Raw genomic sequence first — 20,439 nt, 5'->3', positions numbered from 1 at the left:
TTTTAATGGTACCGTTGTTTTGCCTAAAAATTTAAAAACTATCGGTAAAGAAGCTTTTTCGTATTCCGGAATTAAAGAAATAATCTTGCCTGCTTCTCTAAAAAAAATTGATACAGAGGCTTTTTATGGGGCTAAACAATTAGTATCTATTACCAGTAACAGTACTACTCCTCCTGCTTTAGGTAAAAATGTATTTTATGGGGTAGATAAAAATACTTGTCTGTTACAAGTACCTAATCCTTCTCGTCAGCTCTATGCTAAGGCCGATCAATGGAAAGATTTTCAATTTAAAGATGCCGTTTTTAAAATTTCCCTACAATTACCGGAATCTGAAATTAGCGTGAATACCCCTATTTTGGTTACCACTACTCTTGAAAATAAGGGTAATTCTAATTCAGATAGTAATTGGAAAGTAGCTTACTTTTTATCTGAAGATGATCTTTGGGATGCTAATGACACCCTGCTTACCAAACATTCTGCTTCCAAGGCTATCCCAGCTAAGGATAAGTACTCGTTCAATACTACGCTTACTTTTCCAAATAAGTTAGGTGATCTTTACCTAATTGCTGTTGTTATTCCTAAAGATTCAACAGATGAATCTTCTGAGGATTGCATCAGGCTTGCTGTTAAAGTTCATTTATCACCGGAATATAAAGCCAGTATTACTTCTTTAGATAAAACCGTATATGCTAAAGGCGAAAAAATCATTTTTAAAGGTAAAGCTTGGTTGGCAGATCAACGTCCGGCTGCCGATAAAAATATTAGAATTTACTTGCTGACTGCAGGAACTAAAAGGGAGATTATCACCAAAACCCACTCCGACGGTTCTTTTACTTACTTATTTAATCCTCTTTCAGGAGAATCCGGTTATTATCAAGTTGGAGCCTCTCATCCTGATATTTCTTCTAGTGTGCCTCAGGCAGAATTTAATATCCTTGGCGTGAATATTAGGGACAACGATAGTAACTTACAAGGTATAGTAGGCCATACTGTCGAAGGTGCTATTGAAGTTAAAAATACTACCAATCTTACTTTACATAACCTTAAAGTCATTCCAAAAGTTAGCTCTGAAAAGTATTCTATTTCATTCGAACCATGGACTACAGTTGAACCACAAAAAGTCTTTTTATTAACATATAAACTTACCGCAAAAAAGGTTACCGAGGCTAATAAATACGAACCGTTAGAATTCGAGGTGATTTCTGATGAAGGTAATTTAGCTGATTTTTCTGCTAAATATACTGCTACAACAGCTAAAGGAAATTTGGAAGTAAAAGAATATTCAAAAGAATTCACCATCACTAAAGGCAAAAAACGTATGGTAGAATATACCCTTGTAAATACGGGTAAAGGCGATACGGGTAAATTATCTTTTTCATTACTTTCAGTGGATTGGTTCAGAATTTTAAATCCAGCTTCTGCTTCGATTGATAATCTGGCACCGGGGCAAACCGCTACCTTCAGCATTGAGCTTTCGGGTAAAGCGGGATTGCCTATACATACACCTTTTAAAGGAACTATTGCTGTGAATACAGAAAAAGCTAATTCAGTACAGATTCCCTTTACTATTGAGATGGTATCTGAAGAGACAGGCAGCTTATGGGTAGATGTGGTGGATGAATATTCTTATAATACGCCAAGTAAACCCCACGTTAAAAATGCTAAAGTGATAATTTCTCATCCTTTTACAGGTAAGGTACTAGGCGAAGGAATCACGGATGAAAATGGTTTGTATAAGCTGGACACTATTCCGGAAGGTTATTATACTATTACCGTTTCTGCTGATAAACATGAAACGTATAAAAACAATATTCTTATTAATGCCGGTAAAGTCAATAAGCAAAAAATCTTTATTTCTTATAAGGGAGTTTCTTATACTTGGGAAGTGACTCCTACGGAAATTGAGGATGAATATGATATTGAATTAAAAGTTGACTACGAAACTAATGTTCCGCAACCGGTTGTGGTTATGGATATTCCTAAGCCTTTACCAACTTTAGAACCGGGAGCTACTTATAATTTTATGGTTACTTTAACCAATAAGGGACTCATTACTGCACAAAATGCGAAAATCCATTTTGATTCATATAATAATTATGTATTCACTCCTTTAGTTAATAAAATAGATATCCCTGCTTTATCTGCCGTTCAAATCCCTGTAGTGATGAGTGTTAAAAATTCGAATAGCAGTGGAGATTCAAATCATAACCATGAAAATACTGGAGGAAACGGAAGCAACAGCGATAACGGAGGAAGTGGAAACAATGGCAACGGAAGCAACGGTAACGGTGGCAACAGCGGTAATGGAGGAAGTGGAAACAACGGTAACGGAAGTAACAGCGGTAATGGAGAAAGTGGAAACAATGGCAACGGAAGCAACGGTAACGGTGGCAACAGCGATAACGAAGGAAGTGGAAACAATAGCAACGCAAGCAACGATAACGGTGGCAACAGCGATAATGAAGGAAGTGGAAACAATAGCAACGCAAGCAACGATAACGGTGGCAACAGCGATAATGAAGGAACCGAAAACAACGGTAATAATAACATCGACGGTGGTTGTATAAGCTTTGCTACGGTTAATTATAAATATGTTTGCGGTGGTGATACTATTCAAAAAACTTCTTATACTGTTATTTATAAAAAAGCCGGTTGTGGAAGCAGTGGTTCAGGATCATTATATTTACCGGATGGTCATGGTAGTGGAAGTGGTGGATTTATTCCTATTCACATATCCAATGGATGTAATCCAACACCTTCGTGTATATTAGATGCAGCAAATGCCCTTGTTGGATGTGTTTCTTTTGTCCCTAATACCTTTGGATGTATCTGGACTCTTCTGACCGGACAATTAGATGCCGAAGGAATTATTTCGTGTTTAATAGGCTATATACGATATGGAGACTATTTAAGCTGCTGTTGGTCTATTTATAAACTTTACTCCTGTTTAGATAATATGAAGAATGCAAATCAGACTTTCAGAGCAATTTCAGTTACTAATGAATTAAATGATATAGAATCAATCCTTAATTTTTTAAATACGGTTAGAGATTTTTATGCTGAGTATTATGGAAATTCCCTAATTAACTCCCAATCATTGGATGAATTTGCCAAAAAAACCGTGTCTCATTTAGCTACTAATAAACCTTTCACCTCTCAAGAAGTAGAACATATTAAAAGCCTTTTTGCTAATTCTGACCTAAGTTCTTCAGATATGGATCAATTCTTTACTCGTTGGAACTTAACTGTTGAAGCTTGGAATAAACAAATTTTTGCTCCTAATGATCAATATCCTGATATTGTTGATAAAACTAAGCTTAATAAGCATTTTAATACCTTAGTTTCCATTAAAAAATATATTATTTCAAGAGGATACGATTCTTTAGAAAAAATGTATGAAGATAGGCTTAATGAGGCCAAAGACCTTGTTAATCGCAAGCAAAATTCCGTATGTGCTAAGGTTTCTTTAAACTTTAAACAAAAAATGGTGATGACTCGTGAAGCTTTTGAAGGTAATTTCTCTTTATCTAATGGAAATCAAGAAAAGGCTATTAAAAACATAAAACTTGATCTTGAAATTAAAGACGAGCAAGGAAATTTAGCTAACGATCTATTCCAGATTACTATCAATTCTCTTACTGATTTAACCCATATTGACGGAACAGGCACATTAGAACCGGGTAAAAAAGGGTTGGCTACTATTTTATTTATTCCTACCCAAAAAGCAGCTCCTAAAGTAAAGAAATATTATTCCTTTGGCGGAACACTTTCTTATACCAATCCTTTTACGGATGAAGTAGTTACCATTAAATTATTACCTAATACGTTAGAAGTAAATCCTAGTCCCAATATTTATTTGGATTATTTTATGCAGAGAAATATTTTAGGCGATGATCCGTTAACTGCAGACATCGAACCGATAGTTCCTGCTGAATTAGGAATTATTATACATAATAAAGGAGTGGGTACGGCTAAAAATGTTCGTGTTGATTCGGCTCAACCCCAAATCGTGGACAATGAAAAAGGGTTAGCTATTGATTTTGATATTATGGGTTCCAGCTTTAATGGTAAAAATCGTCAATTGGGTCTGACTTATGTTGACTTTGGTAACATTGAGGGAGGTAAAACTGCTGTGGCACAATGGTGGATAACCAGCTCTCTATTAGGACACTTTATTGATTATGAGGCTAAGGTTTCTCATACCAACAGTTATGGTAATCCTGACTTAAGCTTGGTCGGTGGTATCAAAATCCATGAGTTGATTAAAAGTATTCGGGTTTATGGTGATCAGGATGATGGAATTAATGACTTCTTAGTTAACGATATTCCTGATCTTAGAGAATTCCCTGATTCCTTATTCTTATCAAATGGAGGAACAGAACCCGTATTCCCTACTAAAAATATTATTATTAAAACAAACAATTCAACTTCTCTAATTACAGAAATAGAGATAACACCATCCCAAGCAGGTTGGAACTATGGATTAGTGAATGACCCTTGGAATGGTAACTATAGTATTACTAAAATTGTTCGTAATGACGGAGTTGAAATTCCTGTGGATAATTTTTGGTTAACTCACTGTACCCTTCACGATGGAGCAGATCCAATTTATGAAAATAAATTACATGTTATTGATAAATTTGAATCCCTACAGAGTGCTACCTATACCGTTTTTCTTGAATTTAACAAAAATCAGGCGGTACAAGTGGAGACTATTACTCATGTTCCTGACAAGACTATTTATGAAAGTTTAGAGTATGTGGATGTTACTTTTAACACTCCTATTAACCCTGCTACTTTTACCTACAAGGATATCTATTTATCTTGTCAAGGCGGTAAAAATTTATCTGATTCCAGCATTTCTATTTCTGCTCTTAATAACAGGACTTTCCGTGTCTCTCTTAAACCTAAAACAAAAGAGTTCGGATATTACAGATTCCGTGTTTTAACCACTGATATTGAAGACACTAACGGCAATAAAGGTTCTATGGGAAAAGAGGCAAGCTGGACCCAAATTCCTCAAATTAAAATTGTTAATGTTTCGGGTATACTTAATGACGGACAGCCCGTGGATAAAATGGAGATTCAGTTTAATATACCGGTAAACTTTACGAAGGAAGCTGTTTACCTGGTTAAAGGTAAATCCGATAAAATTATTTTGGATAATGTCACTATTTCTAATATAAAGGATAATATGTTTTTTACCCTAGAGGGACTGAACCAATATAATCGCAAGGAAGGTAATTACTCTTTGGTTATTGATTTGTCTAAAATTACGGATATGAACAAAAATAGCGGAAAGGATATTCATTCTGAAAAATGGGTAATTTACCCTCCGACTGCTCAGATTAAATTATATCCAAATCCTGTTTTATATAATCTAACGCTAGAATCCAATATTCCTATAAAGTGGTATCACATTGTTTCTCTTTTCGGTAAATCTGAATTTTATGAAATTTTCCCTGAAAATACGTATAAGACTATTATTAAAACTAATAATTCTTGGAATAAAGGAATTTATTTGATTTTTGTCTACGATCATAACAATAAACTGATTGCCTTAAGAAGATTTATTAAAATTTAAATCTCTTAAATAACTATCACAACTTAAATCCAAGGGGTGAACTTGTAAGTTCACCCCTTGGTATTTTATATTTATGTAATTTAATTTTTAGTAATGAGGAAAAATGTAATTAAATCAATTTAACATATAAAATTATAATACATAAAAATTCTTGAGTTTATGATACGATATATGAATGATAAGTTTTAAATATATACCGGTTATTTAAATAAAAGTAAATGCCAAAATAATATTTATACTATATTTTGGCATTTGAAATCATATCACTTTTAGTAAATGATTATAAATTTTTAGTGTTAATAAACCCTGATTACGAATTTATTACATCAAATTTAATAAATATAACTTTTAAATTTTTGAGTAATTCCGTAATTAAAATAATTATTCCAATATTAATAAATTATTCATATAATATATCCAATATTATTTTTTATATCTTAAAAAAATAATAATAAAATAAAAAATTAATCAATAAACATAAAATCAAATTAATTTATATTAAATAAAAATTCAATAAATAATTAATTTTTTTTAAAAAAAGTAAAAATCAGTAAAATAAACATGGATTTTTTCTTCCTAAAAAAATCTTATACTCACATTTTATCCCAATAAAGAGATTATATTTAAAAAGATGAGAGATAAACTTTAATTTTTAAAATTTATATTTTATATGACTCTTAACTTAAATGTAGAGTATGGCTTTTTATCTATAAAATTAATGTGATCGGCGAGATTATAAAAGGTATTTCAATACTTATATTTTGATTAAATTATTCTTTTATAAAAATCTATGAAAAGTCTACACCAAATTATAATTATATCATTAAAAATATAAACATAAAATTAATAAAATATAAAGTTTTTTTAAATGCATCAGCGATGAAACGATTACCATATATTAAAACGGGAAAACGTTTTGAAAATTAATAACAACAGACATCTAACCGGAAAGATATGTGGAATACGTTAAAAAGAAAAAGCGATAGTTAATGATGCTATTTTATAGGATTTAGCTGTATTTTATATATATTTGAATCTATATTTGCTTAGAAATTAGTATAATTTATGAGATATAACGATCTATCAGACTACGAATTATTAAATAGTATTGAACGAGCAAGGAGAAACAGCGAATTGGGGATTAGTCATAAAAGTCATTTTGATATACAAAGGTCTTTAAAAGATAATCTTACAAGCAATTTTTCACGGTACAATAATAATTCAAATCCTTATCATTTCGAAATTGGAAAAATAAATATTAAAGAAACTATTACTACTCATAATTATAGAAAATCTGTTGTAGGTGCAGGAATGTTTTTAGTTGGTAGTCCCATATTAAAAAAGCGTTTTGTAACACAAGGTTCCGCTAAAGGAACTTCAATTGCTTCTAAATATTTATCTAATGCATTACCTCAACAAATGTCTTTTAAAATTTATAGCATTAATGCTAACTTTAAATTAGTCTCCACAAAAGTATTAGGCAGAGGATTAGGGCGTCTTATTCCCAATATTGGAGCTGCAATAATAGTTGTTGATGTGGTAGAATTATTAATTGAACTATATGAGCTTGACAAGAAACATAATAAAGTAACTTTTAAAGGCTTGGGAGGTGGTGGGAGCTTCGGAGGTGGTGGTAGTAGTGGATATTGGTAACCTATATAATTAAACAGATAAACTATGATAGACCATAAATTGCAATTATTCTTAGAAAAAGAATTATTATCAAAATGGAGTAAGAGAATAATTTTTACTCCCGATATGAAACTATATAAAGATTTTGGGTTAGTTGGGGATGATGTTGACGATTTTTTACTTCATTTTACAAAAGAATTTAATATTACTTTTAGTAATAAATTTAACTTTGATGAAAGATTTTACCCCGAAGCGTACACAATATTCGATGTTTTTAAAAATATATATAATAAAATAAAAGGTATATTTTCACAAAAGACAACTAACGCTCCCGAATTAAAAGACTTAAGTATTGCAGAATTACAAGAAGCTATTAAAACGGGTGTATTAAAATAGGTTTTTAATAAATTTATTAAAAATACCTATTATAGTTATACTTTTTAATACTTTTCTTTATATACATGCAACTTCGAATCATCGAACAACAAAAAAATAATATTCCCCTTTGTTATTTAGAAAAGATTAAAAACAAATTCTCCTACAGGTAAAAAGAGTACAAAGTCTAAAGTATTGGGTTATTTGTAATTAGTACAACTTATATAACTTCATTTAAAATATTTACATGAACATCTTTCATTTTAATAAAGAAAATATGCTAATCACTGCAAAAACGAAGATATAACCTATTATTTATTGGAAATACAAAAAAGGGTTATTACAATTATACAACCTTTAAATTTTTAGATTGACCTTTAGAAGTCATATTATATTATTTAATTTCCATTAAAAAAACGTATAAAATACTATATTTTTTTAAAAAGATTTTTTAATGAAAACATCCAATAAATTTTACTAAAAAAAGATTCATTAATTCATTTTTTCTGCATAAGAACAGCAAATTACAAAAACAAAAAGGCTTAAATCATTTAAAATCAAATGTTTAAGCCTTTAAAAATGTACCCCAGACGGGACTTGAACCCGTACAGCCTAATGGCCACAGGATTTTAAGTCCTGCGTGTCTACCAATTCCACCACCGGGGCATTAGTATTTTTATATTTTAATTATCAAACCTGAGCGAAAAACGGGACTCGAACCCGCGACCCCGACCTTGGCAAGGTCGTGCTCTACCAGCTGAGCTATTTTCGCACTTCTAATATCTTTCTTGTAATTGGGTTTGCAAATATAGAATCGATTTTTCTTATCTGCAAACTTTTTTTTAATTTTTTCAACTATCCTTAACTCCATCTGAAATTATATAATTAATTTTCAATCTATTAAAAATCAAATATTATATTAATTCTAAAGTTAAAAATGATCCATCCTCCTTATTTCTATCCTGATTATTCATCTTCTATTTAAAAAAAACAATAGAATTTTTATTAATTGTTTATATTTGTCGAAAAGTTATTCAAAATTTAAAAGTGAAAGCAAGAAAGGAATTTATAGCAGGTATAATAGTAATTATAACTTTATTAGCTTTTTGGTGGTTGTTTAAATTTCTAAAAGCGCAAAACGTTTTTACCAACCAAAACACCTATTATGTAAAATATGATAAGGTTGAGGGCTTATCTAAGTCTAAAAATGTAAATATAAACGGCTTAAAAGTAGGAATGGTAGAGTCTATCATCCCTGTACCCACTAAAACAAAAAATATAAGCTTTATTGTAGCAATAAATGTTGATCAAGATTATAAATTTTCAAAGAATTCAGTTGCTCAAATAGTTACCAGTTTTATGAACGGTGCAGAAATCAACTTGGTTTTGGCAGAAGATCAAGCAGAAATTGCAAAATCCGGTGATACCTTAAAAGGGAGTTTATTGCCGGGTATAATGGATTTAGCAGAAGAAAAGATAAAGCCTATAAGTGATAACGCCAATAAAGTTTTATTAAGATTGGATTCTACTCTTGCCTCTACCAACAAACTTCTTAATGAAAAAAACAGACAAACTATAGAGTCTTCACTTGCAAATTTAAATCAAGCTATTGCAGAATTCAATAAGTTAAGTAAAGGTGCCAATCAATTACTTGCCAATAATTCATCAAAAATTAATATGGCCATAGATAACGCTAATAAAATGATGGTTACTACCAATACTACTGTAGAAAAATATGGAATGATGGCTGATAAAATTAATAAGGCTGACTTAGATATAGCCGTTAAAAAATTAGAGTCTACTTTAAGTAACCTTAATACTATATCTAGTAAAATAAATTCGGGAGAGGGTTCCATGGGTAAACTTATAAATGATCCGGGTCTATATACAAACTTAACTCAAGCTTCTAAAAATCTTAGCGTTTTATTGGATGATTTAAAAACCAATCCAAAAAGATATGTTCACTTTTCAATCTTCGGAGGGGGAGGAAAAAAGAGTAAACAAGAAGAGATGGTCAAATAATATTTAATAGGTTGTTAGGGTTAATACCCACTAATTGACTAATTATGTATTACTTACAGAGAATCATATTCTTAATTCTTACTTTTGCCGGAATTGGATTGTTTGTTCGTAATATCTTGAAAATAAGAAGAAACATTTTATTAGGTAAAGCTGAAAACCGTTCAGATAATTCATTATTAAGATGGCAATTAGTTTTACGTATAGCCATTGGACAAGGAAAAATGTTATCCCGTCCAATTTCAGGTATTCTACACATGGTTGTGTATATAGGGTTTGTGATAATAAACATTGAATTAATTGAAATATTTGTTGATGGTATATTAGGCACTCACCGGTATTTCGGAAAAGTATTACCCTCATCCATTTATAATTTAACAACAGAAACAGTAGATATACTATCTTTTTCAGTTTTAATTGCGGTAGCTATATTCTTTATACGAAGAAATATAATCAAAGTTCCCAGACTTAATTCCAAAGACCTGTTGGGTTGGCCACACAAAGACGGAAATCTTATTTTGATTATCGAATTTTTAATGATGCTCTCTTTGCTTATTATGAATGCCGCGGATTTTACACTTCAAAAAATGGGTATATTACATTCATGTGGTTTTTTTCCAATAAGCACTTTTCTTTTTAAGAATTTATTTTCTTCTTTCTCTGTAGAAAGTTTACATATATGGCAAAAATCTGCCTGGTGGTTTCATTATATGGGAGTGTTATTCTTCTTAAACTATTTATATTTTTCAAAACACTTACATATAATATTTGCTTTTCCCAATACTTATTATGCCAATCTTCACCAAAAAGGTCAAATTAATAATTTGGAATTTATTACTAAGGAAGTAAAATTATTGTTGGACCCGAATGCTGATCCCTATCAAATATCTCCGGAAGAATCAGTTCCTGAAAAATTAGGAGCCAGTGAAGCAACCGATTTATCTTGGATACAATTATTGAATGCCTATACCTGTACTGAGTGCGGAAGATGCACCTTGAGTTGTCCGGCAAACTTAACCGGAAAAAAACTATCTCCTAGAAAAATTATGATGGATGTACGGGATCGTATAGAGGAAATTGGCAGAAACATGGATAAAAATGGATTTTTTTTGGATGACGGTAAACAGCTTTTAGGTGACTATATTACTACGGAAGAACTTTGGGCCTGCACTACCTGCAATGCATGTGTGGAAGCATGTCCTCTCCTCATTAATCCTCTTTCCATAATTATCGATATGCGAAGATATTTAGTAATGGAGAAAACAGCTGCCCCTAATGAATTAAATACCATGATGAGTAATATAGAAAATAATAAAGCTCCATGGCAATTCAGCCAAAATGATAGAGCAAACTGGAGTAAAGAATAATTTTTAATTTATTGATTCAAAATAGACCCGAGACATGGAACGACCCATAAAAACTATGGCAGAATTTAAGGCAGAAGGAATATCACCTGAAATATTGTTCTGGGTGGGATGTGCCGGAAGTTTTGATGATCGAGCTAAAAAAATAACAAAATCTTTTGCTTCTTTGCTTCAAAAAGCTAACATAGAGTTTGCTATATTAGGACAGGAAGAAGGTTGCACAGGAGATCCTGCCAAAAGAGCCGGAAATGAATTTCTTTTTCAGATGCAAGCCCTGATGAATATAGAAGTTCTAGATTCTTATAAAATTAAAAAAATTGTTACTGCCTGCCCCCATTGCTTTAATACGTTAAAAAATGAATACCCCCAGTTAGGAGGAACTTACGAAGTTTTACATCATACGCAATTTTTGTTGTCTCTATTAAAAGAAGGAAAAATAAAAGTAAATGGTGGTATTTTTAGAGGTAAAAAAATAACTTTCCATGATCCATGCTATTTAGGAAGAGCTAATGATGAATACGAAGCACCTCGAGAATTATTAGCCCAATTGGAAGCTAATTTACTTGAAATGAAGCGCTGTAAACAAAATGGTTTATGTTGTGGTGCAGGTGGATCACAAATGTTTAAGGAAGCCGAACCCGGTAATAAAGATATATATATTGAGCGCACTGATGAAGCTTTACAGCTTAACCCCGATATAATAGCAACAGGATGTCCTTTCTGCAATACTATGCTCACAGATGGTATTCAATCAAAAAATAAAAGCTCACAAATATATGTTAAAGATTTAGCTGAGTTGTTGAACGAAAATTTATAAAATAAATTTATTCCCATCTCCTATTTATAAAATAATAGCTAAAAATTTGTATATAAACTAGTTGGATATACAACTATCTTACTTAAATAATTATTTTTTATTTTGAAATTTTATTAGTTTATTTGCTTTAAAATAAAATATTTATTTTAATAATAACTATTTATATCAAAAACCACCTGTTTTAACAACGTATTATATTGTAATATAATTATAGTCTTTAGAAATTAACTTTAGTTGATCAAATCCTTTAAATTTATCATAAATCAGTTAAAAATTAATTACGTACACATACATCCAATAAAAACCACTCAATGAGCAAAACTAACCGAAAAATATATATTGTTATAATTATATATATATATACAGCTATAAGTGCATATGCACAAAATAATAATGAATGGAATAGCATATATAAAGATACTCTTTTATCCAAAGAAAAGAAAGATTCACTAAAGATACAGGAGCTAAAAATGCAAGTTCAAGAATTAAAGTTAAGTCAAATTGCTCTTCTCAATGAAAAGAAAAATATAGGAAAAACCGATTCTTTAAAAAAAGTTTTCCAAAAAAAACAAATAGATTCCTTACGGGCTATCACTAAAGGATATCCTATAATTATTGATAAAGATACTTTATTTTATTTATATGCGCGAAGAGGCGGAGTAATGCCCGCAGACCGAGCAAGTAAGGTAAAGGAAATGATATTGGCAGAAGGAAAAAAACTAAGGCTTAAACCTGATTCCATATACATGTATGAAACCGAATATGTTACAGATATTATGTCCGGAGATAAGGTTATAATTACCTTATCAGACCAAGATGGCTTATGGCAAAATTCTACCCGACAAGAACTTGCCAAAAAATATACATCAATTATATCTAAAAAAATATCTGAATTGCACTCTAAATATGGGCTTCAACAAAAAATTAAGTCATTCTTAATATTATTTTTAGTTATTATTACTCAAACAATTGCTATCTATTTTACTCATAAATTATTTAAAAAAATCAAAAATCGTTTAAAGAAAATAATTAATGAAAAGTTCGAAGCAAATAAGTTTCTTACCAATGAACGACAGGAAGTTTTATTAGTTTCTATAATAAAAATTTTTAAATATTCGTTTATCATTATCCAATTAATCATATCTATTTTTATTATATTTTCTATTTTCCCTGAAACAGAAAGATATGTGTATCACATTTTTACTTTTATGGGAAATCTGGCTAAAGATATGGGAAATACGATCATTCATTATATTCCCAATCTAGTTAAAATAATTTTTATATACTTAATTTTCAAATACCTAATAAAAATTCTAAAATATTTTTCTGGAGAAATATCTGAAGAAAGAATTAAAATCAAAGGCTTTTATTCAGATTGGGCTCATTCAACTTTCAACATCCTAAGATTCTTACTTTATTCTTTTATGTTCATTATGATCTGGCCCTTGCTCCCTAATTCAAATTCTCCAGCTTTTCAAGGAATTTCAGTGTTCATCGGTCTAATTATATCTTTAGGTTCTACTACAGTAATAGGAAACTTAATGTCCGGATTAGTTATTACTTATATGCGCGCATTTAAAATCGGTGATCAGATTAAGCTCAACGAGACCACTGGAAATGTTATTGAAAAAACACCATTTGTAACACGGATTCGAACTTCAAAAAATGAATTGATTACCATTCCTAATTCTTTTATTCTTTCTTCTCAGACAGTTAATTATAGTGCTTCTGCAAGAAAATATGGGATTATTATATATTCAGATATTACGGTGGGTTACGATATTCCTCGAAAACAAGTTGAAGATTTACTTATTGAAGCTGCTACTAATACTGAAGGCGTATTAAAAAATCCTACTCCGTTTGTATTAGTTAAAGAATTGGAAGATTTTTATTGCTGCTATCAGATCAATGCTTATACCGATCGCGATTTAACCATGCCTAAAGTGTATTCATGTCTTCACAAAAATATTATGGATAAGTTTCATGAAGAAGGAATTGAAATTTTATCGCCTCATTTCTATGCAGAACGCGAAGGTAATGAAATTGTAATGCCTCCTCAATATAAGAATAAACCAAATGTTTAAATTATTGAATAAAATAAAAAGGCCACGTTCAGGCCTTTTATTAATGTTTTTAAAGTTTGAACTGCGAATCGTCCAATTTAGGATTTATTTCATATTTAGTAATAGTTTGAACTGCTGTCTGACCGGTTACTTGAGTTTTTATTTTAGTAGATAGCTTATATCCTTCAAAATCTTTATAATCAGCATATTCCTTTATCAATACTTCAGTACCCTTCAAAGTTTCTTCTTTAACCTTTAATCCTGTTTTTACATCAAAGTAAAAAATAGTTTTTATATTATCCTCTATAACTGTAACTTTATAAACTTCTTTACCATCTAAGTTTTTCTTTCCTTCCAGCACAGCATTATCTTGGGTAACATATAATTCAGAAAATATGCCTTTTTTCATTTTCATTTCTTTTAATTCATCTTCATTGTTTACCGGTACATTAGAAAATAACTTTTGTCCATCAAAGCCTTTTATTATAGTTTGTCCCATAATTGAGATTTTAGATATATATTTATTAGGTGCTTTATATTTAATTTCTATGTCGGCGCTCTCCGATAATTGAGGAAAAGTTATTTGTCCTTCTGAAATTAGAGAAGTAATTTGTTGTAATTTTTCCTTGCTACCGGCTACAGCGACATAATAATGATTTAAAACTGATTCCAGCGTTGGTTCTTTTTCAACAACATGGGATAAAACAGTAAAATATTTACTAGTTAAAATATCCGCTTTAGCAATAAAAGAAACGATCAGTAACAAGATAAATATTTTTCTTTTCATTTTATTTAATTATTTAAAAAATTAATAAGTGTTTATAAAATCTATGATTTACGATTTATATAATTTTATAAGGTATTTATCTGCTAATTCTAACATTGTATTAAACTTGTTCTTTATTTAAGTTCTATTTTAGAGTTTTTTTTCAATTTATAAACTAAGTCAAATCTAATTTAAAATCCATTAGGGTGGTAAACCTTTACGTTTATTTATCTCTCCCTTTGTGCTATTACTTCTTTTAAAATCTTTAATACACCATCTTCATCATTGGAATCGGTTTTGAATTTAGAAATTTCATATAATTTAGGATGAGCATTTTTCATAGCATAACTAAAATTACATTCATTCATCATTCCTATATCATTTAAGAAATCTCCAAAAGCCATAGTTTCTTCTTTAGATATCTTTAATATTTCTTGAACTTCTTTTAATGCAAATCCTTTATCAGCATTTTTAACAGAAATATCCAGCCAAAATTTACCAGATACTACTACTTGAAAATTTTCACTTAGATGTTCCACACAGGGCAAAATATTTTCTTCAGAACCAACCGTGTTGTATATAGCTATCTTTACAATCTGATCATTTATAGATTCTTGAAAGCTCGGAATAATTTTCCTCTTAGGATAGTAGGGAGCGATTTGTTTTTCGAATTCAGAAAATCCTTCTTCAATATATGCACTTTTTATACCGCATAAAAGCATCTGTGTATTGGGTAGGGGACGTATCAATTGTACTACCTCATTGATCACATGTTGATCTAATTCATGAACAAATATATGCTTTCCTTGGTATACCACATTACCTCCATTTTCAGCGATAAAATAGATTTCATCTTTAATGCTTTCAAAAACACCTAAGAGACTTTCATATTGTCTTCCACTTGCCACGACAAACTTTATATCAAGCTTTTTCAGCTTTTCATATATTGTAAAAAATTCTTTATTTAATGTATAATCTGAATGAAGCAGCGTTCCATCCATATCTGTCACAATCAGTTTAATCTTGCTATAGTCCATATATTATTTTAGTTAGCTTGTAAATTATGTTTTATTGTTAATCCATTTATAAAATCTGAAATTTCCATCCTTTTCTTTCCTTCTAATTGTATTTCACTTAAAAAATAAAATCCATCTGCTGCTGCAATTTTAAATGTTTTTTTACCTTCAATAATTACAGTTCCAACATTTAAAATATGTTTTTCAATCTTATAATGTCCCTTATATATTTTCAAAATTTTAGATTCTCCATTAATCAACAGATGTGTAAAAGCTGTAGGATAAGGACTTAAACCACGTATTAAGTTATGTATCTTTTCTAAAGGTGCATCCCACCGTATTTGGCAATCCTCTTTAAATAATTTAGGCGCATATTTATATTCTACTCCCTTTTTCAAAACTTGTTTTTGAGGTTTTAAGGTACCTTGCGACAGCCCTTCTAAAGTTTTTATTACTAACTGCTTTCCTATGGCTTTTAATTTATCATGTAAAATTCCTGCATCATCGGAATCTTTTATTTCAGTTTTAGCCTGTAGCAAAATTTCACCGGTATCAATTTTATCATCAATAAAAAATGTAGTAACACCGGATTCTTTATCTCCATTCATTATTGCAAAATTAATAGGTGAAGCACCTCTGTATTGAGGCAATAAGGAGGCATGCAAATTAAAAGTCCCCAATTTAGGTATAGACCAAATCTCTTTAGGCAGCAAACGAAAAGCAACTATAACTATTACATCCGGATTCAACTTTTGAAGCTGACTTATAAATTCAGGATCTTTCATTTTTATAGGTTGGAACAATGTCAGACATTTACTTAGAGCATATTTTTTAACGGCAGATTCAGCCATTTTTTGTCCCCTACCTGCAGGTTTATCCGGAGTGGTTACTACTCCGACTACCTCATACCCTGATTTTATAATTTCTTCTAAAGGAGCTACTGCAAATTCCGGAGTGCCCATGTAGACAATTCTTAGTGCTTTTTTATTCATGTAAAATATGCGTGTAAATTTTGTATAATACAAATGTAAACATTGTATTTTTTCTATTATACATGTTTCTCATTTTTTAACTTTTTTATATTTATATAATTAACATTTTAATTCTAAAAAAATTATTATATTTGCAAATCAAAAAAACGGAAATTTTATGTATGCAATTGTAGAGATAGCAGGGCTTCAATACAAAGTTGAGCAAGACCAAAAATTGTTCGTAAATCGTTTAAAAGCTAATATTGATGACGAAGTTACTTTTGACAAAGTATTGCTTACCGATAACGGTTCTGTAACAGTTGGCGCCCCGGTTATTAATGGAGTGACAGTAGTCGCTAAAGTTTTAGGGCATGTAAAAGGAGACAAGGTAATTGTTTTCAAAAAGAAAAGAAGAAAAGGTTACAAAGTAAAAAACGGTCACAGGCAACAATTTACTCAAATCCAAATTGTTTCAATAGGTGGTGGTGCAGAAGCTCCTAAAAAGACTACAAAGAAAGCAACTCCTAAAAAAGAAGTGGAAGTTAAAGAAGTAAAAGCAGAAGATTAATTTAATAAAGAAATTAAAGCATGGCACATAAGAAAGGAGTTGGTAGCTCCAAAAACGGTAGAGAATCACATTCCAAAAGATTAGGAGTAAAGATTTTCGGTGGTCAAGACGCCAAAGCAGGTAACATCTTGGTTAGACAAAGAGGAACAACTCATCACCCAGGCGATAATGTTGGAATGGGAAAAGATCATACTTTGTTCGCTCTTACAGATGGTGTAGTAGTTTTTAGAAAAAAACAAAATAATCGTTCCTATGTATCAATACAACCTGGAACTGAAGTTCAAGCATAGAATTTAAACGATTATGTTAAAATATGAAAATCCGGTTATACCGGATTTTTTATTTATTTTATATGACACATCCCAATATTTTTAAAATTTAATTAACAAGATCATATAAATTAATATATTAATTGAAAAACATTTAAAGAATTTCTATTCTTTTAAATACAAAGAAGTTATTACTAAATTTTTATATTCATTTTCTCTAATAATGGTAAAGGAGACATAATGTATTTTATTATCTTAAACTTATTTAAATATATACATACAATAATTATTACGGCTGAAATACCTAAATCTAATAATAAACTTGAATGAAAATTTAACAAAGGAAATATTCCAAAATAAATAACACATAATATCACATGATGTAGTAAATATATTTCTAATGTCTGTGACCCATATTTCCCAATCGTATCAGGCATTAAATTAATTACTCCAATGGATACTACTATTGCTAAAACATATGCTAAAACCCTATAAATAAATCCATAAATTCTTGTAGAACTATTTGTTATGTATGAACCTTCTCCAAAAAGAGTAACTGTAAATTCCTGGTTAATAAAGAAATAAATGAGGACAAAAGTAATGATTAGAAGACTTATTGTATAATATTTTTTTATTTCTCTAATTTTCAATATCATAAATTCCTGGCAATAGGCTCCTAACAAAAAGTAAGGAAAGAAAGTAAATATTCTAAACATTAATATATTAAATTCTAAAAAACCGACACAAAGGGGAAATATAAAAGAAACAGATAAAAGTACTGGTTTAGAGATACAGTCTTTGGTTATAAGAAATAAAAAACGCCATATCAATAATCCCAAAATGTACCACCCTTTGGGTATAATAAAAAAAGTGAACCATTCCTTTAATCCCACAAAAAGTAGAGGAACGGAATAAATAAATTGAAATATAGAAAATGTAATAATTAATGATATAAATGATCTTTTATATTTCTTCCAAGTAATATTTTTTGAGAAATATCCAGATATAAAGATAAATAAAGGCATATGAAATATATATATAAATCCAAAGATTGTATCTTTCATATGACCAACATTAAATTGTATGCAATGCCCATATACCATTAAACATATTAATCCAAATTTCAATGAATCAAAAAGCATATTTCTCTGCATAAACTTTATATTTTAATTTACCAATAATTAATCACCGTTCTATTTTATTCTTATAATTTAAAAATTTTTCTTGCATTTTCTGAAGTAATAATACCTATTTTTTCAGGCATCATCTCATAAATATCTGAAAGCTTATCTACAATAATCTTTAAGTATGAAGATTCATTCCTTTTTCCACGAAAAGGAGAGGGTGCCAGATAAGGAGCATCAGTTTCTAAAACAATATTTTCTAAAGGTATTTCTTTTAAAAATTGATCAATTTTTCCATTTTTAAAGGTAACTACTCCTCCTATTCCCAAATAAAAACCTAAATTTATGAATTCTTTTGCTTGTTCTAAATTTCCGGTAAAGCAATGAAGTATACCATATAAATCCGCATCTTTTTCGTTTCTTATAATTTCCAATACCTGATCAAATGCTTCTCTAACATGTATTACTACCGGCAACTTATATTGTTTAGCCAATTGTATTTGTTTTATAAAAGCATACTTTTGAATTTCTAAGGTAGAAGTATCCCAGAATAAATCCAATCCTATTTCCCCTACTGCTGCATATGGTTCTTCGGAAAGTTTATTTTCAACGAACGCTAACTCTTTTTCATACGAATCTAGTTTTACATCGCAAGGATGAAGCCCCATCATTAAAAATATGTTTTCAGGATATTTATTTTTTAATTCTTCCATCTTAGGATAGTATGAGGAATTTATAGAAGGAAGGTAAAACCGCTTCACTCCATTATCCATGGCTCTTTGGATTACTTCTTTCCTGTCTTGATCAAACTGTTCAGAATATATATGGGTATGACTATCTACTAATAGCATTGTTTATTTATATAATTAAATTTCAATAAGATTCATCCATTCTTTTTCTTAATTCTTGTAATTCTTCTTTAAAAGCACCCGGTGGTAAAAGAGGCTCTAAATCTTGAATATTTTTCACAATATTATATAAAAATTTTTTATAGGCAATTGTCTGTGTATTTTGAATTTTATGCTGTAATGAAGTATTTACTTTTTTTACCATCTGCATGGTGATAAATTCTTCAGATGAAATGTGAGCTTGTTTAAATTTTTCCCATATGTATTTTATGGCTATATCATTAGGATGAATTAAATCTTCTTTATAAAAACGATAATCACGTAAATCATCTATCATAAATTCATAGGATGGGAAATATTCGCAATTATCATACGATTCAACTACAGAATGAATGGCGCATAATAGCTTGGATTTACTTTTATTGTTTTCAACCATTCCATCTTTAATATGTCTGACGGGGCTTAAAGTAAAAAAAATTTTCATGTCTTTCTTACCTATATCCGTCAACATATCAATAATATTTTTTAGCGAAGTTATAATTTGATGTTCCGCTAATAATAATTTAGAAAAATGTGTATTAGGTATTTTATGGCAATTAGCTACTATTATATCAAATTGTTTTAATTTATATACAAAAGAAGTACCCAAGGTAATTATAACCATATCCGTCTCTTGAAGAAACTTATTCGCAAAATTTATATTCTGATTAATACGAGTTAAAACCCTTTCTTTGGAAATATCACTAAATGAGGAATGGTGATCCCAACTTAAGTATAATTCTTCGTATTTAAAAAGTTCTGATACTTGATATTCTTCTTGAGAAAAAATTCTCATAAGTGCATTTTCAATAGCTAAAGGATGAAATATAACTCCAAAAGGGTTATGTAATACAGAAAATTTATATTGTGATAACTTATTGGAAATTTCTGTGGCGAAACAAGAACCTATAGTAAATATTTTACTTTTGTAATCGAGCTTAATGGAATTAGGATTATATGGTAATTCTGTTCTAAATATCATCA

General features: G+C 30.0%; 15 protein-coding genes and 2 tRNA genes. 9 read left to right on the top strand and 8 right to left on the bottom strand.

The window, feature by feature from the left end; all coding sequences use genetic code 11:
• The first annotated feature begins 19 nt into the window (after positions 1 to 19).
• The 3 genes from ASC36_RS08695 to ASC36_RS08685 all read left to right on the top strand — a co-directional run bounded on the left by ASC36_RS08695 (position 20) and on the right by ASC36_RS08685 (position 7,612).
• Entirely contained in the window at positions 20 to 5,584 is a 5,565-nt protein-coding gene (locus tag ASC36_RS08695; RefSeq protein ID WP_055426109.1) for a leucine-rich repeat protein, read from the top strand.
• Between the two features lie 1,065 nt (positions 5,585 to 6,649).
• On the top strand, positions 6,650 to 7,237 hold the full coding sequence (locus ASC36_RS08690; protein ID WP_055426108.1) for a hypothetical protein: 588 nt from the start codon (positions 6,650 to 6,652) through the stop codon (positions 7,235 to 7,237).
• Between the two features lie 24 nt (positions 7,238 to 7,261).
• Positions 7,262 to 7,612, top strand: coding sequence for a DUF1493 family protein (locus ASC36_RS08685; protein ID WP_055426107.1), 351 nt, complete (start codon positions 7,262 to 7,264; stop codon positions 7,610 to 7,612).
• Between the two features lie 561 nt (positions 7,613 to 8,173).
• On the opposite strand, the gene ASC36_RS08680 is transcribed toward ASC36_RS08685, so the two are convergent.
• Both ASC36_RS08680 and ASC36_RS08675 read right to left on the bottom strand, forming a co-directional pair.
• Positions 8,174 to 8,257, bottom strand: a tRNA-Leu gene (locus tag ASC36_RS08680).
• A 33-nt stretch (positions 8,258 to 8,290) separates the two neighbouring features.
• Positions 8,291 to 8,363 (bottom strand) — tRNA-Gly (locus ASC36_RS08675).
• Positions 8,364 to 8,638: 275 nt separating this feature from the next.
• Between ASC36_RS08675 and ASC36_RS08670 the strand changes: the two genes are divergently transcribed.
• The 4 genes from ASC36_RS08670 to ASC36_RS08655 all read left to right on the top strand — a co-directional run bounded on the left by ASC36_RS08670 (position 8,639) and on the right by ASC36_RS08655 (position 13,875).
• Positions 8,639 to 9,613 (top strand): MlaD family protein, encoded by a 975-nt coding sequence (locus tag ASC36_RS08670; protein ID WP_055426106.1) that lies wholly within the window; start codon positions 8,639 to 8,641, stop codon positions 9,611 to 9,613.
• 44 nt (positions 9,614 to 9,657) lie between these two features.
• Positions 9,658 to 10,977, top strand: a complete 1,320-nt coding sequence (locus tag ASC36_RS08665; RefSeq protein ID WP_055426105.1) for a (Fe-S)-binding protein — start codon at positions 9,658 to 9,660, stop codon at positions 10,975 to 10,977.
• A gap of 34 nt (positions 10,978 to 11,011) precedes the next feature.
• Positions 11,012 to 11,791, top strand: a complete 780-nt coding sequence (locus tag ASC36_RS08660; RefSeq protein WP_055426104.1) for a (Fe-S)-binding protein — start codon at positions 11,012 to 11,014, stop codon at positions 11,789 to 11,791.
• 311 nt (positions 11,792 to 12,102) lie between these two features.
• Positions 12,103 to 13,875: a mechanosensitive ion channel family protein gene (locus ASC36_RS08655; protein WP_055426103.1), complete on the top strand. Its 1,773-nt coding sequence runs from the start codon at positions 12,103 to 12,105 to the stop codon at positions 13,873 to 13,875.
• A 49-nt stretch (positions 13,876 to 13,924) separates the two neighbouring features.
• Here the strand turns inward: ASC36_RS08655 and ASC36_RS08650 are convergent, their stop codons facing one another.
• From ASC36_RS08650 to fmt, 3 genes are all read right to left on the bottom strand, one after another.
• Positions 13,925 to 14,641, bottom strand: a complete 717-nt coding sequence (locus tag ASC36_RS08650; RefSeq protein ID WP_055426102.1) for a hypothetical protein — start codon at positions 14,639 to 14,641, stop codon at positions 13,925 to 13,927.
• 206 nt (positions 14,642 to 14,847) lie between these two features.
• Positions 14,848 to 15,657 (bottom strand): HAD family hydrolase, encoded by an 810-nt coding sequence (locus ASC36_RS08645; protein ID WP_055426101.1) that lies wholly within the window; start codon positions 15,655 to 15,657, stop codon positions 14,848 to 14,850.
• Between the two features lie 8 nt (positions 15,658 to 15,665).
• Positions 15,666 to 16,628: a methionyl-tRNA formyltransferase gene (gene fmt, locus ASC36_RS08640; protein WP_055426100.1), complete on the bottom strand. Its 963-nt coding sequence runs from the start codon at positions 16,626 to 16,628 to the stop codon at positions 15,666 to 15,668.
• 157 nt (positions 16,629 to 16,785) lie between these two features.
• Here fmt and rplU point away from each other — a divergent pair, with 157 nt between their 5' ends.
• Positions 16,786 to 17,175 carry a 50S ribosomal protein L21 gene (gene rplU, locus ASC36_RS08635; protein ID WP_055426099.1) on the top strand — a complete coding sequence of 130 codons (390 nt, stop codon included), beginning with the start codon at positions 16,786 to 16,788 and terminating at the stop codon, positions 17,173 to 17,175.
• Positions 17,176 to 17,195: 20 nt separating this feature from the next.
• A complete protein-coding gene (rpmA, locus tag ASC36_RS08630; RefSeq protein ID WP_055426098.1) occupies positions 17,196 to 17,465 on the top strand; it encodes a 50S ribosomal protein L27 in 270 nt (89 codons plus the stop codon).
• A 173-nt stretch (positions 17,466 to 17,638) separates the two neighbouring features.
• Here the strand turns inward: rpmA and ASC36_RS08625 are convergent, their stop codons facing one another.
• From ASC36_RS08625 to ASC36_RS08615, 3 genes are read right to left on the bottom strand one after another with little or no spacing between them, the layout of a single operon-like run.
• Complete coding sequence (locus tag ASC36_RS08625) at positions 17,639 to 18,598, bottom strand: acyltransferase family protein (protein WP_141656244.1); 960 nt, start codon at positions 18,596 to 18,598, stop codon at positions 17,639 to 17,641.
• Positions 18,599 to 18,648: 50 nt separating this feature from the next.
• Entirely contained in the window at positions 18,649 to 19,419 is a 771-nt protein-coding gene (locus ASC36_RS08620; RefSeq protein WP_055426096.1) for a TatD family hydrolase, read from the bottom strand.
• Positions 19,420 to 19,441: 22 nt separating this feature from the next.
• Positions 19,442 to 20,437, bottom strand: coding sequence for a GSCFA domain-containing protein (locus tag ASC36_RS08615; RefSeq protein WP_073961257.1), 996 nt, complete (start codon positions 20,435 to 20,437; stop codon positions 19,442 to 19,444).
• Positions 20,438 to 20,439: the final 2 nt, after the last annotated feature.

The organism is Apibacter mensalis (genome assembly GCF_001418685.1).
GTDB lineage: Bacteria > Bacteroidota > Bacteroidia > Flavobacteriales > Weeksellaceae > Apibacter > Apibacter mensalis.
Note: the sequence above shows the minus strand (reverse complement) of the source record. Positions and strands in the feature narration are given on the sequence as shown.